Raw genomic sequence first — 26,183 nt, 5'->3', positions numbered from 1 at the left:
AATGCCGTTTTATTTAATTCCGGTCACATCTCTTTCCTTGGCATAAGTCGAGTTTCCGGAGAAGACCAGGATTGCCCCCATGCGAGTCCACTTCTCGTGATACACTCAGGGAAGTCCCGACAGTTTCGAGACTGGTGTCGTCAGATTCCAAGTCGAAGAGCAGCCGTCGGTAAAAAGTTCCAGCTTCCATCCGTTGTGGAACAAAACGGCGAGATCTAGCATCCTATCGTCCAAGGTATTAAATTGCGTCGGCGCGAGGCCAACAACTCTGTCCTTGACCTCGCCAGAGCGCCAATCAGAAGACGCGACAGGGAAACCTCTCTCATCAAATAGTCGCCACGGCGTTGTCGAACTAAGTGTCCAAGGCTCTGAGACCCACTCCAGGTAATGCGGCAAATAAGGATCCTCGATGTCGTGCGCGAATCTTGAAGGTGTGCCGTACGTATTACAGGCCGTCCTCGCAGGCCGATTTCTTACCTCTTCGATGGCAACCCGAGAGAACGGACCCCTCCCGACATCCCGAGACGCTGAGCCAAAGGGCGCCCAAATGTCGGTAGGCATCTTCACCGGTGAGACTCCGCAGTCCGGCCGCGGGTCGTGCACGTCGAGACCGACGGGAGACGCCTCCGGAACTTCTTTTCCGTCCACTACCAACGCCCAAGAATCAGCGAAATAGGTGTCAAAATTTTCTAACCTCATTTTGTTTGAGAACTCAAGGCGCATGTCGCCTTCGGGAGAAATGTCTGAGCAGCCTATTTCGATGACGTCTAAGCCTATGAGGCGCTCAAAAACTTTCGCACAGGCGTCATGATCCCACAAGTCGGCGCTCCCCAAAACGATTCGGCCTTCACCGTCTACGATCCGACTCGGAGCCTCCGATAAGAAATGCCATTCGTTGCCCCCTGTCCAAAAAATATACTCCGACACGCCCTCCACGTTCTCAACCCTCAGTGGAGGCACGGACCTCAGCCATTGAATGTAATCGTTCTTCCTCATGGCACCCTTCACTTCGTTCGCGCGATACTTTTCTGGCCGCAATTCTAGGGATTCAGTTCAATGTGAATTTGCGACCGAGACGCACTCCTCCACGCCTGTCTTTCTCCACTAAATCCGCGCGGTTTCACAGGAGGTTTTCCCGTAAACGGATTGACGGGCTGTCCGTTATTGTTCTCGAAAATTACGCGTTCCGGGTGGGTGGCATCAGTATCCATCACTCAGGCCCTGCTTCCGTCGGGAAGGGTGTATCTTGCGCCAGGACTTCTGATCGGTGTTGGCGGGGGGCAAACCTGTTGTAAGCCATCTTCTAATCTTGTGCGGCTTGTGGGAATCGCGGTACCGTTACTATCGGCGATAAAATTTGCTTTGTTTGGGCCGCATGAGCTGGGGCCCGGGGCGCCTATAGTGGTGTTGTGGACGAGGACGGGTTGGTTGGTGGTGGTGTAGACGACCAGGACCACCACACCGAGGCTGACGGTGGATCAGGAAGCAAGTACCCCTGATTGGCTGCTCAGTCTTGCTTCTCCCATAGGTAATGCATCGGGTTTCCGTTATCGATCAACTCGTGCACAGCGGATGCGGCAGCGGGTATGTCGACAATATTTCTGCGATCAAAGTCTCCGGGCTGACCTCCTGTGACAAGCCAGGCCGCGCCCTTCTCGTTCGGATCACCGACCAGATTGAAAAAGTTCCAATTGTCTCGCGTGTAGTAGGCGATAACGCGCCCACCGTTCCCTCCGCCAACGCCAATCTGAATATTTTCCGCCTCAATCATGACCACGGTGCGTGCCGCTCCATCAAGTCGCCGGATCCGGTCTACCGCGAACTCGACAGTCTCGTCGGATGCTGTCTTCTGCTCTCCATTCGTGTCCCAGGCGACAACGCTAAGTGACACATTCATTTCTGCTCCGCTCCGTTTGGCCAGACTGTGTTCAGCCTATTGATTCCCGTCTGATTCTTCATTGAGGCCATTCCCCCAAAATTACCACATGGTCGACAAAGCCCGTCGGGATAGTCGACGTATGGCGTCGCGTCAGCACCTTGGGCACCTCCTTCATTTACAATTTTACAATTTGCTGGAGTGCGTCTGTTTCTGCATGCGTTCTTGAAATTGCATTCACACGTAGTGAAACATCTTGGCCGTGCCCGCTAATCCCATAGACTGAATCATGTCCATCCACATCTAGTCGCGCTAAAGTCGGGGAATTTGGGCCAGCTGGACCAAGCCCAGGTTCACTTCGGAGCATCGCTAGGTCGGCTAGTCCTGGGCTGCCGGGCGTGTCTCGGACAGCTCTGAAAGTGGTGTCTCGGGCTGCTTGTCCTGATGCTCGGTGGTCCTGGTCGGCCTCGCCCTGCGTCCTGTGCCCCGGGGCGGAGTGGAGCTGTCTCTGATCGTGTGTACCGGGCTCGACCTGGGAGGCAGCATCCCGGACGGCCTTGCTTCTTGCGGGATACACCATCTGGTAGGCCCTCTCGTTCCTTCAGGGTCGCGCCCGGGCGCCCGCCCAGCGCGCCCCGGTCATGCCCGTGGAAGCGATGATCTCATATCTCCCCAGACGCTGGGAGAGCTGCTCGGAGGCGTACTGGCACCCCCGGTCCGAGTGGAAAATCGTCTCTCTTCTTGTGTACGGGCACCTGCGGGCCGCCATATCGATCGCCTCGCACACCAGGGGCCGGTGCCGCGCGCGGTCGCCCCAGTGGCGCACCCGACCGCTTTCCTCGTGCAGCAGCCCGGGGGCGGTCGCCAGGCAGATCGAGCACCTCCCCGGGTGCGGGTGTACAGGTGGATGCCGCCCACCCACCTGCTCCCCCGGCTGGCCGGCGGCGGGAGCCCGCGCCCGGACCAGGTCGGGACGCGAGCCCGGGCCCAGCGGCCCGGGGGGGCGGTGGCGCCGGGACCTCTCGGCGTGGCCGCGGCCTGACGGGCCCCGAGCGCACGGGCGGGAGCGCACCGCCCCCTGGGGAGGCGCCTCAACAGCCTCTGCGAACCCCGGCGGCGTGGACCCTTCGGTACCCGCAGGGTGGCGCAGGAGCCGTTGAGGACCCACTCGACCAAGGCGCTGAGCTCTTTCCTGCGTCGCACGGTTCTTGATGGCTCCCGGCCCAGCCAGGCGTAACAGCCTGATCGAGACACTTTCAGACAGCGGCACATTGGAGTGAGTGGTGTTTCTCGGACAGTGGGGGCCCGGTGTTCTGGTGGCGGGACAGGGTGGGAGTGTGTCGAGAGCGTGGTACTCGGATGAGCTCGGGGAGCAGGTTGTGCGTGAGATCGCGGGTGAAGGGACCGGACGATCGCGTCGGTCGCCGCTTGTCAGTAGTCTGCCGTCCCAGAGGAGTGGTGAGCCGGGTGGGCAGGTAGTGCAGGGATCATTCCACCGCCCAGGGGTGAGGAGGGTTTCCGCAGCGAGTCGGCTGAGACCGTGAGGCTGCACGCCTGGCAGTCCGCAGCGCCCGGAGTGGCGGGGCGAGCTGCCTGAGAAAAGCAGTGGCGTTCCTCGCGAGGGTGCAGGGATGAGCGAGAAGCACGAGGCCATCGATATGGCGGCCCACGGGTGCCCGTACACGACAGAGGGGGGACGATCCTCCTCGCCCCCGAGCCGCGGCACCCCGGTACGCCTCCGCCCAGTCCCGCCGACCACCTGGAGAGCTACGGCACTCGCCCTCCGGGTGGGGAGGACCAAGGTGCGCTGGGCGGGTGCCCGGCCCAGCCGTGGGCGCCACCCTCAAGGAACGAGTAGGGTGCACGCCGATGGCGCACCGCCGCAAGGAGCAAGGCCGTCAACGATAATTGACTCGGTGGCGCTGTTGAGGCTGTGAACCCGAGGATGCCCGGTCACGTAGGATGTCGGAAGATCGGGGAGGGAATGCGAACGAGATTCCCGAGGACCCCGATGGCAGACCGACCGAGGTGGTCGACGGCCGGCTGCTGGAGGCGGTCGAGCCGTACGAGGTCATCTGCCACGGGGAACTCGCGCCGTACAGCTGCATTTTCGATGGAGGTCGCCTGGTCGGCCTGATCGACTTCGACACCGTGCGCCCGGACCCCGCATCCGCGACGTCGCCTACGCGATCTACCGGTTCGCCCCGCTCACCGCCCCGGACGGTACGGTCGGCGTCGTCTCGCCGGCCGAGCAGGCTCGGCGGGCCCGGCTGTTCTGCGACCAGTGCGGTGAGGTGGACCGGGTCAGGGTGATCAAGGCACAGTGCCGGCGGCTGCTCGACCTGGTCGATCGACTACATGCGGGCGGAGACGGCGAAGGGCGACACGGCCTTCCAGTGGCACCTCGACGGTGGCCACGACCCGGCATACCTGCGGCGTCGGCTACCTGCGCGCGAACGCGGCGGCATTCACCAGGGCGCTGCCGCCGCTCAGGCGAAGACGACGGTGCGCTGGCCGTTGAGCAGCACACGGTGCTCGGCGTGCCATCGCACCGCCTGGGCGAGCACGCGGCGCTCGACGTCCTGCCCCTTGGCGCGCAGGGAGGCGACCGTGTCCTCATGGGTGGCGCGGGCGACGTCCTGCTCGATGATGGGGCCCTCGTCCAGGTCCGCCGTCACGTAGTGGGCCGTGGCGCCGATGAGCTTGACGCCGCGCTGGTGCGCCTGGCGGTAGGGGTTGGCGCCCTTGAAGCTCGGCAGGAAGGAGTGGTGGATGTTGATGACGGCCCCGTGCAGCCTCTCGCACAGGGCGGGGGACAGGATCTGCATGTAGCGGGCCAGGACCACCAGCTCGACGTCGAGCTCGCCGACCAGCCGCAGCAGCTCGGCCTCGGCCGCCTCCTTCGTGTCCCGCGTGACGGGCACACAGGCGAAGGGCGCCCCGTAGAACTCCGCGACGGGCTGCAGGTCCTCGTGGTTGCCCACCACGCCGACGACATCGATCGGCAGGCCCTGGCTGCGGGCCCGGAACAGGAGATCGGTCAGGCAGTGCCCCTCCCTGCTCACCATGATCAGGGTGCGCAGGGGCCGGCCGACCTCGTCGAGGCTCCAGGTCATCGTGTAGGTCTCGGCGAGCTCGGCGATGTCCTTCTCCAGCTCCTCGCGGGGCACCGTGGTCATGGCCTGGACGCGCATGAAGAACAGGCCGGAGTCCTCGTCGCCGAACTGCTTCGACTCGGTGATGTTCCCGCCGCGGCGCGCCAGCGCCCCGGAGACGGCATGGACGATGCCGGGCCGGTCGGGGCAGGACAGCGACAGGACGAGGTGGGCGGGATCCGGGGCGGCGGGGGAGACCGCTGACGAGGCGGACGGCGTGGCGGGTGTGCTCATGGCACGCAGCCTAGACGCCGTCCTCCGGCCGGACGCGGATCGTTCGGAGCCCGGCCACGAAGGAGCGACTGGGGCCATCCGCCGGCCCGGGCCCCGGCGTCCGGGCGCTTCGTCGAGCGCTCCGCCCGGCTCCCCGCCCCGGGGCGTAGCGCAGCGCTCCCGCCCCGCCGGTCAGGCACAGGCCGACGACGATCAGCCCGACACCTCCGACGCCTCCCACGGCCGTCTCCCCGTAGGCCGGGTCGAGCATCTGGATCGCCACGGCGGCGGTGATGACGGCCATGAGGGCCACAGAGACCGCCTGGCCGGCCCGCTCGCGCCCGGACCTCCCGTGGAGCGCCGCGATGAGCGAGCTGGTCGTGAAGTAGAGCCCCACGAGCACGCTGAGGGCCTCGATGGTGTCGTCGAAGAGCCCCTTGGAGACGAACAGCAGGCCGGTCCAGGCCACTGATGCGACTGTGACCGCCGTCGTCGACCGGGACGCGCTCCTCAGCGTCCTCGCCCAGGCCGGGACCTCGCCGGCGTCGGCCATCGCCTCGATCCCGCGGGCCGTGGGGATGAGCGTGGAGCCCAGGCTCATGACCGCCGAGGAGACCACGGCGGCCCTGACGACCGGGTTGGTGGTCACGGGAGCCGGGTCGACGGCGCTGTAGGCCGTCCCGCCGACCACGCAGAAGGTCACCAGGGCGGCCATGGTCAGGGCCGTCACCTGCCGGGGCGCGCCCGCCTCGGTCTGCTCGGTCAGCGCGAAGATCGCGTCGAAGCCCCAGTAGGCGAAGACGGCGAGCAGGACCGCGCGGAACCAGTCCAGGGGCGACCCGGTCACCGGCGCGAGGCGGACCGCGCCCCCTGCCACGAGCACGACGCACACGACCGTCGCGCCGGTCCCGGCGATCACCGCCAGGTACTGCAGCACCGCCATGACGTGCAGCCCGTACAGGTCGATGAGAGCGGCGACGACGGTGAGCGCCGCCGCCAGGGCCGCCTTCACCGGCGTCGGGGCGGACCGGGCCAGGAGGTCGGCGGCCACGTAGGCCATGCCGGAGGTGGCGATAACACCCGTGGAGGCCAGGCAGAACCCGGCGAACCACCCGGTGCGGGGCAGGCGCCGCCGCACCCAGGTGTAGACGCTGCCCTTGTCGGGGTCGCGCCGGTCGTTGGCGCTCATGCCCCGGGCCACGAGGGCCGCGGGCACGGCCGCCAGGACGTAGACGACGGCTGTGCCTGAGCCGACCAGCGCGGCGATCAGCGGCGCGGTGACCATGATCGAGTACCACGGCGCGGTGGCGGACAGGGCCAGGGCGGTGCCCTGGGGGATGCTCAGAGGGGGTGGTGCGGGCGACGACGGCGCGGGGTCCAGCGGGGCTCCTCAGGTGCGGACCCGGTTGGGCACGAAGCGGCAGTAGTAGTCCGTGATGGGCCCGTCGGACTCGCGGATGCCCAGGCCGTAGCACTCCTCGCCCACCATCCAGGTCCCCAGCACCGGGCGGTTGTGCGGGTGGTCGGAGCCGGGGAAGTCGGGCAGCCGGCAGAACTCCTGGATGACGTACCCCTCCACGCCCCAGCCCCCGGGCTGGACGATGTGCCTGCCCTCGCCGTGCAGCTCGATGTTCGCGCCCTCGCGGGCGTGCAGCGGCTTGATGACGTACTCGGGCATGCCCATGGTGTCGTGCCTGGCGCGCGCGTCGTCGGGGTACATGTAGGTGGGGATGAGGTTGGCGTGGTTCGGGTAGAGGTGCCACAGCGCCGCGGACAGCGCCTTGGTGGACAGGAACATCGTCCAGGCGGGCTGGAACCAGTAGTCCGGCTTGAGGGAGGAGATGATCGGGCCGAACTCCTCGAACATCATCTCCTCCCACGGGTAGAGCTTGAAGATCGCCTCCAGATGGAGGTTCTCCCCGTCGGTGAAGCGCGCATTGTCCCGGTCGAAGCCGATCTGCCTCATCTCCACCAGCGTGGTCGTCAGGCCCGCCTGCACGGCGGTGTCCATAATGTAGCCCGTGGTCATGAGGTCCTCGCCGGAGTCGTCGGCGTCGGTGTAGGCGAAGTGGTACATGTGGGGGCGCACGCCGTGGCGGCGGCCCAGGTGGTCGTCGATGCGCCTCCACTGGGCGATGAGCTCCTCGTGCATGCCGTTCCACTGGTCGAAGCCCGTCAGCCCCGCCTTGAGGTGGACATCCTCGTGCCAGTACCACTGGATGAGGGCGGCCTCGAGCAGGCCGGTGGGGGTGTCGGCGTTGTACTCCAGCATCCGCGGCGGGCGGCCGTCATTGCCGGAGTAGATGAGGTCGAAGCGCGAGTAGAAGGAGGGGTCGTCGCGCTCCAGGGAGGCCCTGGCGTACTCGATCGCCTCGGGCGGGATGCCCAGGTTGAAGGGCGAGCCGGGCTTGAGGGACTCCTCGGCGAGGAACCCCGCCGCGTCCCGCGCCATGAGGTGGAGGTTCTCGCTGGCCATCTCCAGGAGGTCCACCTCGGTCATGGTGAGCTCGTAGCAGGCCTGCTCGTTCCAGTAGCTGGTGGTGATGCCCGTGCGGGGATCGGTGGTGTCGCAGAAGACGAGGCCCTGGCGCGCGACGGTGTCCCGCCAGCCCGGGCGCGGGGACATGGGGATGCGCTGCACCGTCAGGACCCCGATCCGTGCCCGGACCCCGAGCCGGAGCCGAAGCCCCCGTGGCTGGTGCCCGAGCCGCGCGAGTAGGAGCCGCCCGAGCGTCCCGAGGTGGTGACCTTGCTGCTCGACGGCGGCTTGGAGTCGCTGTAGCCGGAGGGCACCTTCTCGCCGACTCTCGGGGCGCTCACCGACCGGCCGCGCGAGGTCGGTACGTAGACCCAGTGCGGGTAGGAGCGGTAGGAGCCCGACGAGTCGGTGTCGTCGGAGCACCTCTCGTCGTCGACGCGCTTTCCCGTGCTGGGGTCCTTGCAGACCTTGACGTAGTCGGCGTCGGTATTGCCGCTCGTGGAGGAGCAGCCGGCCAGTCCGCCCAGCCACAGCGCCGCAGCCGCCGCGGTCACGGCGGAGACCACGACCCGCTGGCCTCGGTTCCTCGCGTGCATCACTTCTCCCTCCCGCGCCTCGTGCCGCGTCGCGGCCGGGGCGCCCCGACGCCGGTGAGCACGGCTCCCAGCCTAGGTGGCGCCACCGCCGTCGACAACGGCAGCGCTCCCCATGACCCCCCAGCGCCCCGACCGGCCCCGCTCGGCGGGGCGCGACCTCGCCGCCCGACTCCCCGACGCCGACGGCGGCGGCCTGCGAGAATCGGGGCATGAGCTTCTTCTCCCGCCTGCGCGGCTCCAGATCGTCTCCCGCCCCCTCCGCCACCGGCGGCCCGGACGCATCGGCGGCCGCGGACGCCGCCCGCCCCGACGACGGCGCCCGCGTGCGCACTGTCCGCGCGCTCGTCTCCGGGCAGGTCCAGGGCGTGGGCTTCCGCTGGTACTGCACCGAGGAGGCGCAGAGCCTGGGCCTGGTCGGGCGGGTGAGCAACCTGCCCGACGGCGATGTCAAGGTCCTTGTCCAGGGGCCGGCCGACGCGGTCTCGCAGCTGGTCGCCTGGCTGTACCGCGGGCCCCGGTGGGCGCGGGTCGACGACGTCCGCCTCACCGAGCTGCCGCCGGGCAGCCTGTCCGCGAGCAGCTTCCAGCCGGGCAACTGAGCCCGGCGCGCGAGGGCCGTGCCCGGGCCGGGCTCAGTCGCCCTCGGGCCCCGCGGTGTAGACCTCGACGCCGCCGTCCTCCTTGCCTCGGAGCATGAGCCAGCTGCTCCCGGACGGGCCGGACGGGCCGTCCACCGTGCACAGGACGTCGCCGGCCTGGTAGTAGGCGCCCTTGACGACCTGCGGCTCCGCGCCGGGGCGGAGCCAGGTCTGGCCGCCGTTCTTCAGGGACACATGGCTGATGCCGTGCCCGTCCGGCTTGCTGACGGAGGGCAGGAGCGCGCACTCCCCGACGGCGGAGCCCCTCGGGATGTACGAGTCGCGCACGCTCGTGGTGGTGAGCGGCGCGTGCCTGTCGAGGGCGCTTATGAAGTCCCTCGTGGCCCACTGCGCGGCCCTGTCGTCATCGTGGGCGGTCACGGCATCGACGAAGGCCTGGACATCGTCCTTCTCGGGCATGCGGACCTTCTTGTCGCCAATGGTGTAGAGGACGTCGGAGACCGCGTACCCCTGCGCCTCGCCCGCCCATGTGTAGGTGGCCGACGCGCTGCCGGAGTGGACGGCGGCGTGGAACGGCTCGTCGCCGTAGACGCCGATCTGGCTGATGGACAGCACGAGGTCCCCGTCGTCGGAGTCCGTGGAGACGGCGTCAATGGTGATGTCGTCGATATGGCCCTGGACGTCCGTGCGGAGCGTCCGGGGCTCGATGGCGGTGACCAGGGAGAGGTCGGAGTCGTAGACGACGATCACGTCGTCGGCGTAGGGGGTGCCGTAGGCGCAGGTGATGGTCGTAACGGCCACCGGGCGCCCGTCGATCGCGCCCGCCGTCACGTCCTTGAGGCTCGTCACGGCGGCGTCGATCGCCTTGGAGCCCGGCTGCGGAGTGGCCCTGCCGTCGGTGAGGGTCACGGTTCCGGTCGCGCCCCGGACGGCCTCGTCCGTGCTCTTGCTGAGCGCGCAGATCTCGGGGACCTCGAGGGTCGCGTTCGACAGGTCGTCGAGGCTCGGAGCCGGCGGCTGGGAGGGCGTGCTCGTCGCATGGGGGGATCCGCTGGCGCCCAGGTGGCAGGCGGGCAGGAGGAGGGCGGTGGCCAGGGCGGTCAGCAGCGCGGCCGGCCGCCGTCGGGAGGAGGTGGGGGAAGTCACATGCGCAGTCTACGTCCAGATCCTCCCCGCACGGCGGCTGGCCGCGCGGGGAGGGCGGGCGCTCAGCCCTGGCGGGCCTTGAGGCGGGGGTTCTTCTTGTTGATGACATAGGTGTGGCCGCGGCGGCGCACGACCTTGCTGCCGGGCTGCCTGGCCAGCGAGCGGATGGAGGCGCGGACCTTCATGACGTCCTTTCTCGGGTGCGGATCTCGGGTGCGGGCAGGTGCAGGTGGGTAGGAGGGGCGGCGGGGCCCGCGCCTCAGCGCCGGCGCCTGCCGTAGCGGCGCTCGAACTTCTCCACGCGCCCGGCGGTGTCCAGGATCCGGCCCCTGCCGGTCCAGAAGGGGTGCGAGGCGCTGGAGACGTCGACGTCGACGACGGGGTAGATGTTGCCGTCCTCCCACTCGATGGTCTGGGTCGAGGTCATGGTGGAGCGGGTCAGGAAGGCGAAGTCCGCGCTCTTGTCGCGGAAGACGATCGGGTGGTAGTCGGGGTGGATTCCGGGGCGCATGGTGCCGGCTCACTCCTCACCAGGACGACTTCGAGATGCCGGGCAGCTCGCCGCGCAGCGCCATCTCGCGGAAGCGGATGCGCGAGACCCCTGCCTTGCGCAGGAAGCCGCGCGGGCGCCCGTCGACGCCGTCGCGGTTGCGCAGGCGGGTGGGGGAGGCGTCGCGGGGCAGGGCGTGCAGGGCCGTCATGGCGGCCTGGCGCTCGGCGTCGGTGAGCGCCGGGTTCACGCCGGCCCTCTTCAGCTCGGCGCGGCGCTCGGCGTAGCGCGCCACGACCCGGCGACGGCGCTTCTCGGCCGCGATCTTGGACTTCTTGGCCATCAGCGGGACTCCTTGAACTCCACGTGCCGGCGCACGACCGGGTCGAACTTGCGCAGGACCAGGCGGTCCGGGGTGTTGCGGCGGCTCTTGCGGGTCACGTAGGTGTAGCCGGTGCCGGCGGTGGACACCATCTTGATAATGGGTCGCAGGTCCTTTGCTCTGGTGGCCATCAGACCTTCTCCCCCCTCGCGCGCATCTGCGCCACGACGACGTCGATGCCCTTCCTGTCAATGATCTTGATGCCCCTGGCGCTCACGGTCAGGCGCACGGTGCGGCCCAGGGACGGCACCCAGTAGCGCTTGCGCTGGAGGTTGGGCAGCCACCGGCGCTTGGTGCGGCGGTGGGAGTGGGAGATCGAGTGGCCGGTGATCGGCCGGGCTCCCGTGACTTGGCAATAGCGGCTCATGGGTCCACTATATGCAAACGATTCTCAGTACAGTCAATTGGGAGGTGCCGTGCACTGCCTCGCACTCGTCAGCGCCGTCGACCCGCTGCTGGTGGACCTGACCACCCTCGCCCTCCACGGCGAGGACGCCCTCGTCCTGACCGCCTCGCTCCACGACGACGGCGCCCCCGCCGCCGGCGGACGGGAGGTCCCCGGATTCGAGGACGGCTTCATCCGCCTGACCGCCGCGCACGTTCCGTTCGGGGACGCCGAGGCGGCGCCCGCCCTCGATGTCGCGCGCACCACGGACTGCTGGACCTGCTCCCTGCGAGAGGTGCTGCTCGCCGTCGTCGAGGACAGGGCCCGCCTGGAGCCCGACGGCGCCACCGTCGTCCTGCTGCCGCCCGGCGTCGAGCTCATCCACCTCGCCCCGCGCCTGGCCGACGACCTCGCCCGGATCCCCGGCGCGGCGCTCGCGGGCCTGGCCCACGTCATCGACGTCGACACCGCCGCCCGCGACCTGCTCACGCACCAGGCGCCGCCCGGCTCCGTCGCCGCCGTCGAGGGCCAGTGCGCGGGCGAGCTGCACATGGTCGCCCTCGGCTACGCCGACGTCGTCGTCGCGCTCGGGCGGGACCCGGTCGGCCGCGACCTGGTGGAGCACCTGCGACCCCACGACACCCTCCTGCTGCCCGGCCTGGACGCCCCGCTCCTGGGCGAGCTGCTCGCCCTGCGCCACGACGCCGTCGCCGCCGTCGCCCGCGTCCACCCCGTCACGACCCGGGCCTGGGGCGGTCCGGCCGAGCACGGGGTGCGCACCCTGGACCTGTCCAGCAAGATGCCATTCCACCCCGGGCGGCTGCGCGAGCTGGTCGAGGACCTGGCCGGGCGCGGCCTGCTGGCGCGCGGCTGCTTCTGGCTGCCGAGCCGCCCCGGGCGCGTGTGCACCTGGGAGGTCGTCGGGGGAGTGGTCAGCGTGGGGGACGCCGGGCTCTGGCCGGACGAGTCGGACGAGTCGGGCGGGCCCCGGTGCCACCTCGTGGTCACCGGCGTCGCCGACGACCAGGAGTGCGAGCGCGTGCGCGCCGCCTTCGCCGCGATCCTCCTGCGCCCCGACGAGCTCGCAGAGGCCCTCGCCTGGGCCGGCGCGCCCGACGGCCTGGAGGACTGGTTCGGCCGGGGCTGACCCGCCCGCGCCCCGAGTGCGGTCCCGTGCCGGACCCGGCGGGGCGCTAGACTGACCGTGCCGTGCGCGACTGGCGACAAGGTGGCCATCACCGGGGAGCGTCGGCCGGCCTCCGCCCGCGCAGATCGAGGAGAACCATGACAGAGCCCCACAAGCCCGCAGCAGCCCTGAACGACCTGCCCCTGGCCGAGCTCGATCCCGACATCGCCGAGGTCCTCGCCGGCGAGCTCGCCCGTCAGCGCGACACCCTGGAGATGATCGCCTCGGAGAACTTCGTGCCCCGCGCCGTCCTCCAGGCCCAGAGCTCGGTCCTGACCAACAAGTACGCCGAGGGCTACCCGGGCCGCCGCTACTACGGCGGCTGCGAGGTCGTGGACATCGCCGAGAACCTCGCCATCGAGCGCGCCAGGGCCGTCTTCGGCGCCGAGTGGGCCAACGTCCAGCCGCACTCCGGCGCGCAGGCCAACGCCGCCGTCCTCCACGCCCTGGCTGACCCCGGGGACACCATCCTGGGCCTGTCGCTCGCCCACGGCGGCCACCTCACCCACGGCATGAGGATCAACTTCTCCGGCAAGAACTACCGCGCCACCGCCTACGGCGTGGACGAGACCACCATGCGCATCGAGATGGACCGGGTGCGCGAGGCCGCCCTGCGCGAGCGGCCCCGGGTCATTATCGCCGGCTGGTCCGCCTACCCCCGCCACCTCGACTTCGAGGCCTTCCGCGCCATCGCCGACGAGGTCGGCGCCGCCCTGTGGACCGACATGGCCCACTTCGCCGGGCTCGTCGCCGCCGGGCTGCACCCCAGCCCCCTGCCCGCCTCCGACGTCGTGTCCACCACCGTCCACAAGACCCTCGGAGGCCCCCGGTCCGGCATGCTCCTGTCCAACCGCGCCGAGCAGTGGGGGCGGAGGCTCAGCTCCGCCGTCTTCCCCGGCCAGCAGGGCGGGCCCCTCATGCACGTGGTCGCCGCCAAGGCCGTGGCCATGAAGATCGCCGGCACCCAGGAGTTCAAGGACCGCCAGGTCCGCACCATCGAGGGCGCCGCCATCCTCGCCGAACGGCTGCGGGCCGACGACGCGCGCGCCGCCGGCATCCGGCTGGTGACCGGCGGAACCGACGTCCACCTGGTCCTGGTCGATCTGCGCGAGTCCTCCCTGGACGGCCAGCAGGCCGAGGACCTCCTCCACGACGCCGGCATCACCGTCAACCGCAACGCCGTCCCCTTCGACCCGCGCCCGCCGCGCGTCACCTCCGGCCTGCGCATCGGCACGCCGGCGCTGGCCACCCGCGGCTTCGGCGCCGAGGAGTTCACCGAGGTCGCCGACATTATCGCCACCGCCCTGGTCGCCGGGGCCGCGGGCAGGGCCGACGCCGAGCTCCTGGCCGGCCTGCGCGGCCGCGTGCGCGCGCTCACCGGCGCCTTCCCCCTCTACCCGGGCCTGGTCCAGTGAGAGCGCCCTGGGACGGTCCGGCCCGGGTCCTGGACGGCAAGGCCACCGCCGCCGCCATCAAGGCCGAGCTGGCGCGGCGCGTGGCCGCCCTGCGCGAGCGCGGCCTCACCCCGGGGCTCGGCACGGTGCTCGTGGGCGAGGACCCCGGGTCGCTCAGGTACGTCGCCGGCAAGCACGCCGACTGCGCAGAGGTCGGCATCGACTCCATCCGCATCGACCTGCCCGCCACCGCCGCACAGGCCGAGGTGGAGGCCGCTGTCGACCATCTCAACGCCGATGACGCCTGCACCGGCTACATCGTCCAGCTGCCCCTGCCCAGCGGCATCGACGCCAACGCCGTCCTGGAGCGCGTCGACCCCGACAAGGACGCCGACGGCCTGCACCCCACCAACCTGGGCCGCCTCGTCCTGCGCAGCTCCGGGCCCATCGCCTCGCCGCTGCCGTGCACGCCCCGGGCCTGCATCGAGCTCATGACCCGCCACGGCATCGACCTGGCGGGGGCCGACGTGTGCGTCATCGGGCGCGGCGTCACCGTGGGCAGGTCCATCGGCCTGCTGCTGGGGCGCAAGGACGTCAACGCCACCGTCGAGGTCTGCCACACCGGCACCCGCGACCTGGCCGCGCACGTGCGGCGCGCCGGCATTGTCATCTCCGCGGCCGGATCGGCCGGGATCGTGCGCCCCGAGATGGTGGCGCCCGGCGCCGTCGTCCTGGACGTCGGGGTCGCGCGGGTGGTGGACCCGGTCACCGGCAAGGGCCGCATCGCCGGGGACGTCGCCGACGGCGTCGATGAGGTCGCGGCCTGGCTCTCCCCGAACCCCGGGGGAGTGGGGCCCATGACGCGCGCCCTGCTGCTGGCCAACGTGGTGGAGGCGGCCGAGCGCCGGGCGGGTTGAGGCATAGGCTGTGCCTGTGAGGTCTCCCACTGCTGCCTGCCGACGGCGGTTCCCCGCGCTGCCGGCCGTTCTCGCCGCCGTGCTCCTGGTGCTGGGCGCGGGCACCCACGGCCATGCGGCGGCCCCAGGCCGGGCCCTCTCCCCGAGCGCGGTGGGCAGTGCGTCCCCGGCCGCCCCGGGCAGTGCCTCCCCGAGCGCGGCGGCCGGCGGCTCCTCGCGGGCGGGCTCGCCCACGGCCATGTTCATGCCGGCCCCCACCCAGGCGGACCTGTCCGACGCGACCCTTGAGGTGCCCGAGATCTGCGCGCTCGAGAAGCTCCCGAGTGAGGCCACCCAGGGTGCGACCGGGACCGTCACCTTCAGCGGAGGCGAGGCCGCTCCTCCACCGAGTCTTCCGGAGCACAGGCAGTCGGCCAGGACGACGATCAAGAATGTGACGTCGAGCGTTCTCGACGGGCGTCCGGTCGCCATTGCGACCATCTCCTGCAACTACGGCGGTGCTTATGTCGACGACGCGATCGTCGCCTACGACTCCGACCTCTCCCTGGTCGCCACCATTGAGCCCAGGGTGTTCCACGCGGACATTGAGGGACGAGTCGATGACGTCACCATTGACGCGGTGTCCGCGAATGCCGCCACCGGCGACCTCGTGCTGTCCATGAGCCGGATCGGCGTCTACGGCGACGAGGGCTCCCACGCTTCTCCCCACTCCGGGAGCGCGAAGGTCCTCTACATGTGGGCGGGCAGGGCGCGCGGGTACACGATCTCCGACGCCGTCTACACGGTAGGCGGGGACAAGAAGGTCCGCATATCCAGGACGGAGGACGTCCAGGCCTTCGTCGATGCCGTCATTGCTCACGATGATGGCACCGCCGCGCAGTGGGCCGCACCGGCGCTCATCAGCGCCCTCGATAATAACGCGCCGTACAGCGGCCTCACCGTCCGAGAATCATATTTCCCGAAGGGCTCCACTGTCGGGGAGTGCAGGCTTCTGCCGCCCATTAGCGTGATCGGCCGCAAGCCCGAGGCGTTCTTTGACGGCGGTGGCAGCGCCGTCGTCGAGCCCAGTGCGCCCTCCACGATCGTCAAAGGTAATTCTTACCAGTACGAAGCCGGCGACATAATCTGCGGACTGGGCGGAGCGGGCAGTCGGTCCGACGAGTTCTCCCACTGGCTCATGCTCCGCGGCAAGGAGGACGGCAGCGTCGAGGCCTACACCCCAGGGCCAGCAGGCGACTGACCACCGGTGCATCCGGGCCCGGCGGGCCTGATGGGCCGTGAGTCCGTGCGTCTGGGGGGGGCGGGCTCTGCCGGGGGCGGGCTCGTGGGGCGTAGACTGTGCCTGTGAGACTCCCCACTGCTCCTTTCCGGTTGCGGCTGTCTGCTCTGCTGACTGCTGCGGCCACTGTCTTCCTGCTGCCGGGCTGCCCGGGCGTGAGCGCCTACGGCTATGCGGCGTCTGCTGACGGAGGCTCCTCGCGGGCGGGCTCGCCCACGGCCATGTTCATGCCGGCCCCCACCCAGGCGGACCTGTCCGACGCGACCCTTGAGGTGCCCGAGATCTGCGCGCTGACGAAGAAGAGTGCGAGCGACGCCGCCCAGGGCGCGACCGGGATGGTGACCTTCAGCGGCGGCAAGGCGACTCCGGCGCCGGGGTCGGAGGCGATCGAGGCGGCCGTGACGAGTCTCAAGGAGGTGACCTCGAGCGTCATCGACGGGCGGCCGGTTGCCGTTGCGACCATCACCTGCGCCTACGGAACCCCTTATGCTGATGACGCGATCGTCGTCTACGACTCGAGCCTCTCCCTGGTGGCGGCCATTGACCCGCGGACGCTCCGGGGCGATCTTGAGGGCCATATCGATGACCTCACCATTGACGCGGTGTCCGCGAATGCAGTGACCGGCGACCTCGTGCTGTCCATCAGCCAGATCGGCATGTACGGCGATCAGCCGAGTCATTTCGCCGCCCACTCCGGGAGCGCCAATATCTTCTACACGTGGGCGAGCGGTGCTCATGGGTACACTCCCTCCGATGTCGTCTACACGATCGGCGACAAGAAGGTCCGCATGCCCAGGGTCGAGGACGTCCAGGCCTTCTATACCGCTGTTGCCACTCATGATGACGATACGGCCTCCAAGTCGGCCACGCCGGAGTTCATGAGCGCCCTTCAGGGGGATAGCAGCCTGCGGCAGACGCATTTCTCGGGCGGAGGCGCCGCCCCCTCCATAGAGTGCGTGCTCCTGTCCTCTACCAGCACCCCGGACGCCCAGGGCGGCGGCGCCGTGTACTTCAGCGACGGCCGTAAGGCCGCGTTCAGTACATGGCTATTCGGATTTCACGTCGTCAGGGACAACGATTACCAGGCCGGTGACATGATGTGTGCGCTGGCCGGAAACGGGGAGGGCAATCCCGGCACGGTGTACCGCTGGCTCGATGTCCGCGGCAAGGAGGACGGCAGCTTCGAGGTCCACAACTCGATCGACATCCCCACGTACTACTAATTGGTTCTGACGGGGCTGCGGACCGGGCCCGCGGCTCTCCCCCATCGACATCGGTCCGTGCGTCTGGGGGGGGCGAGCTCTGCCGGGGGCGGGCTCGTGGGGCGTAGACTGTGCCTGTGAGACTCCCCACTGCTCCTTTCCGGTTGCGGCTGTCTGCTCTGCTGACTGCTGCGGCCACTGTCTTCCTGCTGCCGGGCTGCCCGGGCGTGAGCGCCTACGGCTATGCGGCGTCTGCTGACGGAGGCTCCTCGCGGGCGGGCTCGCCCACGGCCATGTTCATGCCGGCCCCCACCCAGGCGGACCTGTCCGACGCGACCCTTGAGGTGCCCGAGATCTGCGCGCTCAGGACGAACCCCGGCGACGCCACCCAGGGCGCCATCGGGACCGTCACCTTCAGCAGCGGCAAGGCTGAGTCCCCACCGGGCGATCGGAGCTACCTGCCGCTGGCCGCAACAACGATCAAGGAGGTGACGTCGAGCGTCATCGATGGGCGGCCGGTTGCCGTTGCGACCATTAGCTGCGCCTACGGCGGCGCCTACGCCGATGACGCGATCGCCGTCTACGACTCGAGCCTCTCCCTGGTGGCGTCCATTGACCCGCGGGCGCTCCGGGGCGATCTTGAGGGCCATATCGATGACCTCACCATTGATGCGGTGTCCGCGAATGCGGCCACCGGCGACCTCCTGCTGTCGATCAGCCAGATCGGCGTCTACGGCGACGAGAGCTACCACGCCGCCCGCCACTCCGGGAGCGCGAGGGTCCTCTACACGTGGGCGGGCGGGGCGCGCGGGTACACGATCTCCGATGTCGTCTACACGGTAGGCGGGGACAAGAAGGTCCGCATGCCCAGGGTCGAGGACGTCCAGGCAGCCTATGATGCTATCGCCAATCATGATGACAGTGCTGCCTCGCAATGGATGTCACCGGGTCTTACGAGTGCCCTCCAGGAAAAAGAGGCCCTGCGCCAAACTTATTTCGAAGCGGGAAGCTCAGTCCAGGAGTGTGTGCTTCTGTCCTCCTCGAACTCCCCTGATGGCAAGGGCGTAGGAACTGTGTACTTCAGCGACGGCCGTAAAAGCGAGCTCAGATCCCAGGGGCACGCCTACGTATTCGTCGAAAGTAATGATTACCAGACCGGCGATATGATATGTGCGCTCGGCGGGGCTAGGGGTGAATTAGGGGCATCTGATTACGTTCACCGTTGGATCGCGCTTCACGGCAAAGAGGATGGCGGTTTTGAGATCTACAACTCGGCGTCATACCCCACGTGCTAGATGGCTGATTCTGACGGGTGCACCTGCCGGGCCGGCGGCTCTCCTCTGCCGAGCCGGAATACCACCGGCCTCGGTGAAGTGGGCGGCGGAGCGGGCGGGAGGCGCGCGCGGGGTCGCCTCAGGCGCCTGCTCGGGACGCGCCGGAACGTGAACGCACCTTCCCGGCGTGTTTCTCCCATCCTGCTGAGCCCCACTCCCAGAAGGACGGGAGGAAGGTACGTTCACGTGACGGACTGACGTTGACGTTGGGCGCGCCGCCCGCCCGGCCCGCGCACCGTCGGAGTCAGTCACTCAGGAACGCGCATCCCCGAGGTCGACGTTCTCATCCGCACGGCCGCCCGATCGGCCCCGGCACCCGTGCGTGGGGCAGGGGCTCGGGAGGCGGGTGTCCGTCAGAATGACATTGGAGGCTCAAGGCGCTGTACCTCTTGAAGAGATGCCTGCAATCACGCGGTTCTCCGCTCGCGTCCCGGAGGGGCGGACGGTCAATGTCATTCTGACGGACACCTATGCGGCCCGGCCCTCCCATTGTCGCATCGCATGGCCGGTCCGGCCCGCGTCCGCTGCCACGCGGGTAAGAGGGACGTGCCGCGGCGTCCGCCCGGCCGGAACGTGAAAGGTCTTCCGTTGACGTCGGGCTGAGCCCGTCCTGCTGGCCCGGCGGGTCCGCGCGGCCGGGGGCGGACCGATCTCGGCGCGGGTTTCGACCGGTCTCGAGCCGGAGTACTACCGATCTCGGCGAGGGGGCGCCCCTACTGGCGAGTCCCTTAGAAGGCGTAGTCAATGACCAGGGGGGCGTGGTCGGACCATCTGGAGGCGTAGGAGTCGGCGCGGTCCACGGTGAAGGAGGAGGCCCGCTCGGCCAGGCGCGGCGTGGTCACCTGGTAGTCGAGGCGCCATCCCGCATTGTTGTCGAAGGCCTTGCCGCGCTGGGACCACCACGTGTAGGGCCCCTGCTCGCGCGGTGCCAGCCAGCGGGCCACATCGATCCAGCCGGCGGCGAACCAGCCCTCCAGATGGGCGATCTCCTCGTCCATGACCCCGGCGGTCTTGTTGTGGTTCGGCTTCCAGTTCTTAATGTCCTGCTCGGAGCGGACCACATTGAGGTCCCCGGCCATGACGACCTGGGGGCCGCCGGACTCGCTGGAGGCCAACAGCTCGGCCATGCGCGCGTCCACGAGCTCCAGGTGGGCGTACTTCTGGTCCATCTTCTCGGTGCCCAGCTGGCCCGAGTGCAGGTAGGCCGACACCACGGTGAACGTGTGTCGGCCCGCGCCCTCGGAGCACGGGGCGCCCTCCACGGCGAGGTCCACCTCCAGCCACCGGCCCGAGTCGACGTCGGGCTCGACGGCGTCCGGCGCCGCAACGCCGCGCCGAACCTGCCCCACAACGACCCCGCTGTCCTCGCGCACGGCGACGGCGACCCCTGCTCGCCCCCGGATGCGACACGGCCAGACCTCGCAGCGGTATCCGGGCAGGAGGCCGGACGCCGTCCCCTCGTCCGCGCGGACCTCCTGGAGCAGGAGGATATCGGGCGCGCTGGCCTTCAGCCACCCCGAAATACCCTTGCGGGCCGCGGCCCGAATGCCGTTGACGTTGACAGTGGCGATGCGCATGGGGCCAGGGTACGGCCAGTCACAATGGCACCCTGGCCGGGACACTCGCTTTCCCCCGACGTCTGCGGCTCAGCAGCGGATTCAGTAGCGGATTCAGTAGCGGATGGCGTCGATGGGGCGGATGCGCACGGCCACGATCGCCGGGATGATGCCGGACAGGGCCCCGACCCCGGTTGCCGCCAGCAGCCCGATAATGGCCGCCACCATGGGGAAGGGCGGATTGGACGCCGTCGGGATCCCCAGCACGGAGCTGAGCGGCACCATTCTGAGCGCCACGATCGCCATGCCGACGCCGACGACGCCGGCCACCACGGTCGCCACCACCGACTCCAGCATAATGGAGAAGAAGATCCGTCGACTCGTCGCCCCGAAGGAGCGCCTCACCCCGATCTCGTGGATGCGCTGACGGACCGTGACCAGCGAGATGTTCACCAGGCTCAGGGCGCCCAGAATCATAATGAAGACGCCCGCGCCGGTCACCACCGTGGTGAAGGCGTCCGCGCTCACGCCCGCGTTGGAGATCGCCAGGTTGTCGCTCACCTGAGTGGACCCCTTCCCGAACTGGGCGTCCAGGTTCCGCTTGGCGAGCTCCTTGACCTGCTTGGCCTCGTCCTTCCCGGCCCAGATCTCGAGCGTCGGTATGGGGCGCTCGGTCTGCTCGGACAGCTGCTGCTCGTAGGAGTCCGCCAGCACGAATGCCGACAGCGGCTGCGGGCAGGGGATGTCATCGCCGTCGGCGTTGGTGGTGGTGCAGTAGGGCGAGCTCGCGTTCTCGTCGGGCTTGAGCACCCCCACAATGGTGAAGGTGGTGCGCACGGGGGTGTAGGAGGTGATGGTGATCGGCTCCGTGAGCTCGGAGACGCCGAGGTCCTCGAGGAAGCCCTGGGAGACGACCAGCGTCGGGGAGAGGTCGTCAGCGTCGTCGCCGCTGAACCAGCGGCCCTGGGCCACCGGCGTGTGGTGCAGCGTCCCGTACCCCAGGCTCACCGCCTGGGTGGCCACCTGGCGAGGCCCGTCGGGGAAGGCGAAGCGCACCTTCGTGGTGTAGCTGGTCGCCCACGAGCTCGCCTCGTACCGGGAGACGAAGGACGCCAGCGCGGTGCTGACCCTGTCGGAGGTCGCCGCCGACGTCGTCTTCGACGGCGCCGCGCCATCCGCCCCGGAGCCCGTCTGCCCGGAGCCGCCGGAGCTCTGCCCGGAGCCGGCCTGCGCGGCGCCCGAGGCCCCGGAGCCGGACTCCCCGGAGCCGGCGTCCTCAGAACCGTCAGAGCCGGCTGAGTCGCCCTGGCCCGAGGCCGTCACGTCCTTCCCGGTGGGGGAGACGTTGATGGTGACCGTGCCGGAGCGTCCTCCGTACTGCTCGATCTGAGAGTTGATGGCGGACACCGAGATCTGTCCCACGGCGATGACGAAGGCCATGGCGGCCACGGCCACCGCGACCCCCACCAGCGAGAGCAGCACCCGGAGCTTGCCGATGCGCAGCTGCGCCCACGCCTCAATGATGGCACCGACGAATCCCGTCGCCAGGCCGCCGGCCCCCGCGAAGAGCTTCATCTGGCGCCTCCCACTGCCGCTGCGTTGACGTCGGCGCCCCGGCCGGCGCCGTCGGGCGGGCCGAGCTGGATCTCGCCGAACTCCTCCAGGGAGCCCACCTGCCTGCGGGTCACCGAGATCGGGGTCAGGACCCCGTGCTCGAGGCGGTACTGGGTGTGCGCCCGCCCGGCAACGGCCAGGTCGTGAGTGATGAGGATGAGTGCCGCACCGGTGTCGTGGCACTGCTTCTCCAGCAGGTCCATGACGGTGGCCCCGGTGTCGACGTCGAGGGCGCCGGTCGGCTCGTCGGCCAGGATGACGCGGGGGCGCCGGGCCAGCGCCCGGGCGATGGCGACCCGCTGCTGCTCGCCCCCCGACAGCCGTCCGATGGCCAGGCCCGTCTTGCTCGCCAGCCCGACGGCGTCCAGGAGCTCCTTCGCGCGGGAGACGCGCCTCCAGAAGGCCGTGCCGTGGTCGTACAGGAGCGGGGCCGCCACGTTCTCCGTGGTCGTCAGCCCGCTGATGAGGTTGAAGGACTGGAAGACGAATCCGAAGGTCTCGCCGCGCAGGTGGGCGCGGCGGCCCTCGCTGAGCCTGGCCGTGTCGATGCCCGTGAGGTGGTAGGTGCCGGATGTCGGGGTGTCGATCAGCCCGAGGGTGTTGAGCAGGGTCGACTTGCCGGTCCCGGAGCGGCCGACAATGGCCACGTGCTCGCCGGGGTGGACGTCCAGGTCGAGGCCGGTGAGGATCGTCAGCGGCGGGGAGTCGGGGACCGTGAAGGTGCGCGTGATGCCCCGCAGCCTGATCAGCGGGTCGGGGCTCACAGGATCTCCTGGCCGTTCTCGTCGTAGCAGGCGGAGTTGTCGGCCTCGCACGTGTTGGGCGGGCCGTTGCGGACGATGTCCTTGCCGGGCACGTACTGGAGGATCGTCTCGCCCTCGGCCAGGCCGTCGGTGACCTGGATGCTGGTGCCGTCGTTGATGCCCAGGGAGACCTCGCGCTTCTCGGCGCCCTTCGGGTTGTCGGGATCGGTGACGACCCAGACGTTCCCCGTCGTCACGGACCCCTCCACCGCGGTCACAGGGACCAGGACCGCCCCGGTGGCCGAGCCCGCGTCAATGCCGATGGTGACCTTGAGGCCCGCGAAAACCTTCTGGTCGGACGGCACGGAGCAGCGGACCTCGACCTTGGTGCCCTCCCCGGTGGTCGTCGTGGTGCTGCCGTCCTGGCCGGTGGTGGTGGACGTGCTCGCCTTCGTGCCGATGCTCAGATCCGAGCAGGAGAAGGGCGCCGGGCCCTCCGCCACCGAGATGGTCGCCGCGGCCGGGGCGTTGGTGAGCCGGTACTGCTGGGAGGCCGTGATATTGCCGGTGGCGGAGTAGGTCTGCGGGGTGATGGTGGCCACGACCATGCCGACGGTCGTCTCCTGGTTCTCAATGACGTTGAAGGACACCTTGCCGCCCACCGGGGCGTACACGGTTCCCCAGGTGACCTTGTCGGCCGTGGGCGTGCTGGTCGGGTTGCCGTCGGCATCGGTGCCGGTCGTGGGCGCCTGCGGCTCGGTCTTCTTCAGGTAGAGCAGGGGCTCGCCCTGGGTGACCATGGCGTCCTTGACCACGGCGAGAGAATCGACGACGCCGCTCAGGGTGGCCTTCGCCTCGACGGCCTTGTCCTGGACGATCTGGCCCTTGACCTCCACCGTGCTGGCGATGTCGCCGACCGTGGCGGTCGTCGTCCGCGCCGTCAGCTCGAGCCCGGAGGCGATGTCCGCGCGGTTCTGGCCCTTCTGCTCGGGGAAGAAGGCGATCTTCGCCAGCGCGATCGCGATGACGACGGCGATGAGAACCTTGACGGTGGGTAGGACGTATTTCTTCATGTGAGTCTCCGGTTGTGCCCCGGCCTGGCGGGCTCCTGGGAACGCGGCGCAATCAGACGACTGCTGTGCCGTGTAAGGGAATTAATGCAAGCCTATGGCCCTCGAGGGCAGGGGCGGTTCCTCCTGAAGGAGGAACCGCCCCTGTGACCAAAGGAGGACGCCCGAGCGGGAATCAGCCTTCGGGGGGATGACGACGGGCCCGGGTCGGCCTCACGCCAGACGGCCGGCCGGAGCGGAGGGGAGCGCGTTCAGGAAGGCCGGGGCCGCGAAGCCCGCCTCGGCGTAGGTGCGGACGACGGCGCGGGCGACGGCGTCGGCGGAGCCGGCGTCGACCAGGGCGATCGCGGAGCCGCCGAAGCCCCCGCCGGTCATCCGGGCCCCGTGGGCGCCCGCCGCGCGGGCCGCCTCCACGGCCGCGTCCAGCTCGGGGCAGGTGCACTCGTAGTCGTCGCGCAGCGAGTCGTGGCTGGCGTTCATCAGGGCCCCGGCCTCCTCCAGCTTCGCGCCGGCAAGCGGGCGGTCGTCCTCGAGCAGCGCCACGAGGCGGCGCGTCCGGTCGATCTCGGTCACGACGTGCCGGGTGCGCCTGACCAGCTCGTCGGCGTCCGCCTCGCCGCAGCCCGCCAGACGGCCCAGGTGCGCATCGAGCTCGTCGGGCGGGACGTCGGCCAGCAGCTCGACGCCGAGAAGGCGGGCGGCCCTCTCGCAGGCGGCCCGCCGTGCGCCGTACTGCCCGTCCACCAGGGAGTGCTTGGCCCTGGTGTCGATGACCAGCAGCGCCAGCCCGGCGCCAGCCAGGTCGAAGGGGACCTGCTCGACCCCGCCGGTGCGGCAGTCCAGCCGCAGGGCGTGACCGGCGCGGCAGCGCAGGGACGCGGACTGGTCCATGCCGCCGGTGGGGGCGCCCGCCACCTCGTTCTCCGCCCGCACGCAGGCCGTCACCAGGCGCGCGCGGCCGGCGTCGTCGGGCACATCCGCCGGGCCCGCCAGGGCGAGGCCGTCGACCGCGTCCAGCGCCACCGCCGCGGCGCACTCCAGGGCCGCCGAGGAGGACAGGCCCCCGCCCAGGGGCACGCAGGAGACCAGAGCGGCGTCGAAGCCCGACAGCGGGCCCAGCCCGTCGCGCTCCAGAGCCCAGGCCACGCCGGCGATGTAGGCGCTCCAGCCGTGCACCTCGCCGGGCGTGCCCTTGGAGCCGACGGTGTCCAGGTCCAGGACGTCGATGCTCTGACGCGCCTGGGAGGACACGAGCCGCACCGTCCGGTCCTCGCGGCGCCGTAGCGCCAGGAAGGCGCGGTGGGGCAGGGCGATGGGCAGGGCGAGCCCGCCGTTGTAGTCCGTGTGCTCGCCAATGATGTTGACGCGTCCCGGCGCGTACCACACGCCGTCGGGCTCCCCGCCGAGGGCCTCGCGCAGCAGGGCGGCGGCGGCAGCGGCGCCCTCCCGCAGGCTCAGGGCCGGGGAGAAGACGGGCGCGGCGCCAGCGACGGCGGGGGTCGGGGTGTCGTTCATAACAGGCTCCTGGGGCTGCGGCTCGACGGAGGGGCGGATACTGCTCACAATTCTGCCAGAGGGCGCCACCGGCGCGCGCCGAGCCGTGCGCCCCAAGCCGAGAGCGAGCGGGCGCCGCGAGGCCTGGGGCGGCGCCGTCGCGTGCGGTAGTGTCCCCTCAGACGATCTGACACATCCCCGGCCTGACGGAGGTGACATGGACCTGCCCGTGCCCGCCCCCTCCCAGTGCGTCGTCGGGCTGACCATCCCCCTGCCCGAGCCCTGGGCGGCACAGGTCCGCATCGTGCGCGCCGGGGCGGGCGACCCTCTGGCCCATGTGATCGCGCCCCATGTCACGCTTCTGCCCCCCACCGTCGTGGAGCGGGGCGACGTGCCCGCCATCGCGGCGCACGTCGAGCGGGTGGCCGGGCGCACGGCGCCGTTCGTGCTGCGCGCCCGCGGGGTCGGCACCTTCCGCCCGGTCAGTCCCGTCGTCTACGTCGCGCTCCAGGACGGCGGGCCCCAGTGCGACGTCCTCCAGCAGATGCTGCGCCGGCAGGGCGGGCCGCTGGCCACGGCCCTGCGCTTCCCCTTCCACCCGCACATCACCCTGGCCCATGAGGTCTCCGACGACTCCCTGGACGCGGCGGCCCGCGCGGGCGCCGACATCGACGCGCGCTTCGTGGTCGAGCGGATCAGCCTGCACCGCCTGGCCGAGGACGGCTCCTGGCAGACGCTGATCGCGCCGGCGCTCGCCGGCGGGCCCGCAGACGCCGGGGCGGGATCGGGCGGCCGGGCCGCGCCCCAGGTAGGCGACAACGGCGGTTGACGGCAGATGGCGCCGTCAACGGAAGCTCGTCGCGTGAGAGGTACGTTGACGATGGGAAGGTACGTTCGCGTTCCGCTTCTCCCGGGCTCCCCGGAACCTGGATGACCGGTCCCGGGGCCGAACGGTGCCGCGCGGTAGAAAAAGGCGGCCGCGTACCGGCAGATGCCCGAGCAGGCGCTTCGGACCGGTCTCGGTGCGGGGCTGAACCGATCCCGGCGAGAGGGCCGCCATAGGGGGCGCGGAG

Annotated in this window: 26 protein-coding genes; 9 read left to right on the top strand and 17 right to left on the bottom strand. The window is 69.9% G+C overall.

Going from position 1 to position 26,183, the window contains the following annotated elements:
• Positions 1-105: 105 nt before the first annotated feature.
• Together AIF0345_RS11620 and AIF0345_RS11615 are read right to left on the bottom strand one after the other, a co-directional pair.
• Positions 106-996: a hypothetical protein gene (locus AIF0345_RS11620; protein WP_285296233.1), complete on the bottom strand. Its 891-nt coding sequence runs from the start codon at positions 994-996 to the stop codon at positions 106-108.
• A 511-nt stretch (positions 997-1,507) separates the two neighbouring features.
• Entirely contained in the window at positions 1,508-1,897 is a 390-nt protein-coding gene (locus AIF0345_RS11615; protein ID WP_285296232.1) for an Imm1 family immunity protein, read from the bottom strand.
• A 1,941-nt stretch (positions 1,898-3,838) separates the two neighbouring features.
• On the opposite strand from AIF0345_RS11615, the gene AIF0345_RS11610 reads away from it, so the two are divergent.
• The gene (locus AIF0345_RS11610) at positions 3,839-4,189 is read left to right on the top strand and encodes a phosphotransferase (RefSeq protein ID WP_268916973.1); all 351 of its coding nucleotides are present in this window, start codon (positions 3,839-3,841) and stop codon (positions 4,187-4,189) included.
• 176 nt (positions 4,190-4,365) lie between these two features.
• On the opposite strand, the gene purU is transcribed toward AIF0345_RS11610, so the two are convergent.
• From purU to AIF0345_RS11590, 4 genes are all read right to left on the bottom strand, one after another.
• Complete coding sequence (gene purU / locus AIF0345_RS11605) at positions 4,366-5,265, bottom strand: formyltetrahydrofolate deformylase (protein WP_268916974.1); 900 nt, start codon at positions 5,263-5,265, stop codon at positions 4,366-4,368.
• A gap of 10 nt (positions 5,266-5,275) precedes the next feature.
• On the bottom strand, positions 5,276-6,529 hold the full coding sequence (locus AIF0345_RS11600; RefSeq protein ID WP_268916975.1) for an APC family permease: 1,254 nt from the start codon (positions 6,527-6,529) through the stop codon (positions 5,276-5,278).
• Positions 6,530-6,634: 105 nt separating this feature from the next.
• A complete protein-coding gene (locus AIF0345_RS11595; protein ID WP_268916976.1) occupies positions 6,635-7,870 on the bottom strand; it encodes a glutathionylspermidine synthase family protein in 1,236 nt (411 codons plus the stop codon).
• A 17-nt stretch (positions 7,871-7,887) separates the two neighbouring features.
• Positions 7,888-8,319 (bottom strand): hypothetical protein, encoded by a 432-nt coding sequence (locus tag AIF0345_RS11590; RefSeq protein WP_268916977.1) that lies wholly within the window; start codon positions 8,317-8,319, stop codon positions 7,888-7,890.
• Between the two features lie 209 nt (positions 8,320-8,528).
• On the opposite strand from AIF0345_RS11590, the gene AIF0345_RS11585 reads away from it, so the two are divergent.
• Complete coding sequence (locus AIF0345_RS11585; protein WP_084682416.1) at positions 8,529-8,918, top strand: acylphosphatase; 390 nt, start codon at positions 8,529-8,531, stop codon at positions 8,916-8,918.
• Between the two features lie 33 nt (positions 8,919-8,951).
• Here the strand turns inward: AIF0345_RS11585 and AIF0345_RS11580 are convergent, their stop codons facing one another.
• The 6 genes from AIF0345_RS11580 to rpmB form a co-directional block, all read right to left on the bottom strand.
• Entirely contained in the window at positions 8,952-10,064 is a 1,113-nt protein-coding gene (locus AIF0345_RS11580; protein WP_285296231.1) for a hypothetical protein, read from the bottom strand.
• Positions 10,065-10,126: 62 nt separating this feature from the next.
• On the bottom strand, positions 10,127-10,249 hold the full coding sequence (gene ykgO / locus AIF0345_RS11575) for a type B 50S ribosomal protein L36 (protein ID WP_043561131.1): 123 nt from the start codon (positions 10,247-10,249) through the stop codon (positions 10,127-10,129).
• Positions 10,250-10,323: 74 nt separating this feature from the next.
• Positions 10,324-10,575: a type B 50S ribosomal protein L31 gene (locus AIF0345_RS11570; RefSeq protein ID WP_268916979.1), complete on the bottom strand. Its 252-nt coding sequence runs from the start codon at positions 10,573-10,575 to the stop codon at positions 10,324-10,326.
• A 16-nt stretch (positions 10,576-10,591) separates the two neighbouring features.
• Positions 10,592-10,897: a 30S ribosomal protein S14 gene (rpsN, locus tag AIF0345_RS11565; protein ID WP_268916980.1), complete on the bottom strand. Its 306-nt coding sequence runs from the start codon at positions 10,895-10,897 to the stop codon at positions 10,592-10,594.
• Positions 10,897-11,067, bottom strand: coding sequence for a 50S ribosomal protein L33 (gene rpmG / locus AIF0345_RS11560; protein WP_043561122.1), 171 nt, complete (start codon positions 11,065-11,067; stop codon positions 10,897-10,899). The genes rpsN and rpmG overlap by 1 nt, the downstream gene beginning before the upstream one ends.
• Positions 11,067-11,303, bottom strand: coding sequence for a 50S ribosomal protein L28 (gene rpmB, locus AIF0345_RS11555; RefSeq protein WP_043561118.1), 237 nt, complete (start codon positions 11,301-11,303; stop codon positions 11,067-11,069). Before rpmB ends, rpmG begins: the two co-directional genes overlap by 1 nt.
• Positions 11,304-11,352: 49 nt before the next feature.
• On the opposite strand from rpmB, the gene AIF0345_RS11550 reads away from it, so the two are divergent.
• From AIF0345_RS11550 to AIF0345_RS11525, 6 genes are all read left to right on the top strand, one after another.
• Positions 11,353-12,468: a GTP-binding protein gene (locus AIF0345_RS11550; RefSeq protein ID WP_285296230.1), complete on the top strand. Its 1,116-nt coding sequence runs from the start codon at positions 11,353-11,355 to the stop codon at positions 12,466-12,468.
• 137 nt (positions 12,469-12,605) lie between these two features.
• Entirely contained in the window at positions 12,606-13,922 is a 1,317-nt protein-coding gene (gene glyA, locus AIF0345_RS11545; protein WP_285296229.1) for a serine hydroxymethyltransferase, read from the top strand.
• Positions 13,919-14,818: a bifunctional methylenetetrahydrofolate dehydrogenase/methenyltetrahydrofolate cyclohydrolase gene (locus AIF0345_RS11540; RefSeq protein WP_285296228.1), complete on the top strand. Its 900-nt coding sequence runs from the start codon at positions 13,919-13,921 to the stop codon at positions 14,816-14,818. The genes glyA and AIF0345_RS11540 overlap by 4 nt, the downstream gene beginning before the upstream one ends.
• A gap of 16 nt (positions 14,819-14,834) precedes the next feature.
• On the top strand, positions 14,835-16,058 hold the full coding sequence (locus AIF0345_RS11535; RefSeq protein ID WP_285296227.1) for a hypothetical protein: 1,224 nt from the start codon (positions 14,835-14,837) through the stop codon (positions 16,056-16,058).
• 104 nt (positions 16,059-16,162) lie between these two features.
• Positions 16,163-17,320, top strand: a complete 1,158-nt coding sequence (locus AIF0345_RS11530; protein WP_268916985.1) for a hypothetical protein — start codon at positions 16,163-16,165, stop codon at positions 17,318-17,320.
• Positions 17,321-17,436: 116 nt separating this feature from the next.
• Positions 17,437-18,594 carry a hypothetical protein gene (locus AIF0345_RS11525; RefSeq protein WP_285296226.1) on the top strand — a complete coding sequence of 386 codons (1,158 nt, stop codon included), beginning with the start codon at positions 17,437-17,439 and terminating at the stop codon, positions 18,592-18,594.
• Between the two features lie 767 nt (positions 18,595-19,361).
• Here the strand turns inward: AIF0345_RS11525 and AIF0345_RS11520 are convergent.
• From AIF0345_RS11520 to galK, 5 genes are all read right to left on the bottom strand, one after another.
• Positions 19,362-20,210 (bottom strand): exodeoxyribonuclease III, encoded by an 849-nt coding sequence (locus AIF0345_RS11520; RefSeq protein ID WP_268916987.1) that lies wholly within the window; start codon positions 20,208-20,210, stop codon positions 19,362-19,364.
• 93 nt (positions 20,211-20,303) lie between these two features.
• A complete protein-coding gene (locus AIF0345_RS11515) occupies positions 20,304-21,764 on the bottom strand; it encodes an ABC transporter permease (protein WP_285296225.1) in 1,461 nt (486 codons plus the stop codon).
• Positions 21,761-22,567, bottom strand: coding sequence for an ABC transporter ATP-binding protein (locus tag AIF0345_RS11510; protein ID WP_285296224.1), 807 nt, complete (start codon positions 22,565-22,567; stop codon positions 21,761-21,763). The genes AIF0345_RS11515 and AIF0345_RS11510 overlap by 4 nt, the downstream gene beginning before the upstream one ends.
• Positions 22,564-23,619, bottom strand: a complete 1,056-nt coding sequence (locus AIF0345_RS11505; protein ID WP_268916990.1) for an efflux RND transporter periplasmic adaptor subunit — start codon at positions 23,617-23,619, stop codon at positions 22,564-22,566. Before AIF0345_RS11505 ends, AIF0345_RS11510 begins: the two co-directional genes overlap by 4 nt.
• A gap of 210 nt (positions 23,620-23,829) precedes the next feature.
• On the bottom strand, positions 23,830-25,131 hold the full coding sequence (gene galK, locus AIF0345_RS11500; protein ID WP_285296223.1) for a galactokinase: 1,302 nt from the start codon (positions 25,129-25,131) through the stop codon (positions 23,830-23,832).
• 196 nt (positions 25,132-25,327) lie between these two features.
• Here galK and AIF0345_RS11495 point away from each other — a divergent pair, with 196 nt between their 5' ends.
• Positions 25,328-25,939 carry a 2'-5' RNA ligase family protein gene (locus AIF0345_RS11495; RefSeq protein ID WP_268918340.1) on the top strand — a complete coding sequence of 204 codons (612 nt, stop codon included), beginning with the start codon at positions 25,328-25,330 and terminating at the stop codon, positions 25,937-25,939.
• Positions 25,940-26,183: the final 244 nt, after the last annotated feature.

Source organism: Actinomyces israelii, from assembly GCF_030253495.1.
In the GTDB taxonomy this organism is placed as follows: Bacteria; Actinomycetota; Actinomycetes; order Actinomycetales; family Actinomycetaceae; genus Actinomyces; species Actinomyces israelii.
The sequence above is the reverse complement of the archived record's forward strand: the minus strand, read 5'-3'. Positions and strand labels throughout refer to the sequence as shown.

Bases quoted from the DNA above. Each gene is read 5' to 3' on its own strand.
- AIF0345_RS11620 (WP_285296233.1), bottom strand. From the start codon at position 996: ATGAGGAAGAACGATTACATTCAATGGCTGAGGTCCGTGCCTCCACTG.
- AIF0345_RS11615 (WP_285296232.1), bottom strand. From the start codon at position 1,897: ATGAATGTGTCACTTAGCGTTGTCGCCTGGGACACGAATGGAGAGCAG.
- AIF0345_RS11610 (WP_268916973.1), top strand. From the start codon at position 3,839: ATGTCGGAAGATCGGGGAGGGAATGCGAACGAGATTCCCGAGGACCCC.
- purU (WP_268916974.1), bottom strand. From the start codon at position 5,265: ATGAGCACACCCGCCACGCCGTCCGCCTCGTCAGCGGTCTCCCCCGCC.
- AIF0345_RS11600 (WP_268916975.1), bottom strand. From the start codon at position 6,529: ATGGTCACCGCGCCGCTGATCGCCGCGCTGGTCGGCTCAGGCACAGCC.
- AIF0345_RS11595 (WP_268916976.1), bottom strand. From the start codon at position 7,870: ATGTCCCCGCGCCCGGGCTGGCGGGACACCGTCGCGCGCCAGGGCCTC.
- AIF0345_RS11590 (WP_268916977.1), bottom strand. From the start codon at position 8,319: ATGCACGCGAGGAACCGAGGCCAGCGGGTCGTGGTCTCCGCCGTGACC.
- AIF0345_RS11585 (WP_084682416.1), top strand. From the start codon at position 8,529: ATGAGCTTCTTCTCCCGCCTGCGCGGCTCCAGATCGTCTCCCGCCCCC.
- ykgO (WP_043561131.1), bottom strand. From the start codon at position 10,249: ATGAAGGTCCGCGCCTCCATCCGCTCGCTGGCCAGGCAGCCCGGCAGC.
- AIF0345_RS11570 (WP_268916979.1), bottom strand. From the start codon at position 10,575: ATGCGCCCCGGAATCCACCCCGACTACCACCCGATCGTCTTCCGCGAC.
- rpsN (WP_268916980.1), bottom strand. From the start codon at position 10,897: ATGGCCAAGAAGTCCAAGATCGCGGCCGAGAAGCGCCGTCGCCGGGTC.
- rpmG (WP_043561122.1), bottom strand. From the start codon at position 11,067: ATGGCCACCAGAGCAAAGGACCTGCGACCCATTATCAAGATGGTGTCC.
- rpmB (WP_043561118.1), bottom strand. From the start codon at position 11,303: ATGAGCCGCTATTGCCAAGTCACGGGAGCCCGGCCGATCACCGGCCAC.
- glyA (WP_285296229.1), top strand. From the start codon at position 12,606: ATGACAGAGCCCCACAAGCCCGCAGCAGCCCTGAACGACCTGCCCCTG.
- AIF0345_RS11520 (WP_268916987.1), bottom strand. From the start codon at position 20,210: ATGCGCATCGCCACTGTCAACGTCAACGGCATTCGGGCCGCGGCCCGC.
- AIF0345_RS11515 (WP_285296225.1), bottom strand. From the start codon at position 21,764: ATGAAGCTCTTCGCGGGGGCCGGCGGCCTGGCGACGGGATTCGTCGGT.
- AIF0345_RS11505 (WP_268916990.1), bottom strand. From the start codon at position 23,619: ATGAAGAAATACGTCCTACCCACCGTCAAGGTTCTCATCGCCGTCGTC.
- galK (WP_285296223.1), bottom strand. From the start codon at position 25,131: ATGAACGACACCCCGACCCCCGCCGTCGCTGGCGCCGCGCCCGTCTTC.
- AIF0345_RS11495 (WP_268918340.1), top strand. From the start codon at position 25,328: ATGGACCTGCCCGTGCCCGCCCCCTCCCAGTGCGTCGTCGGGCTGACC.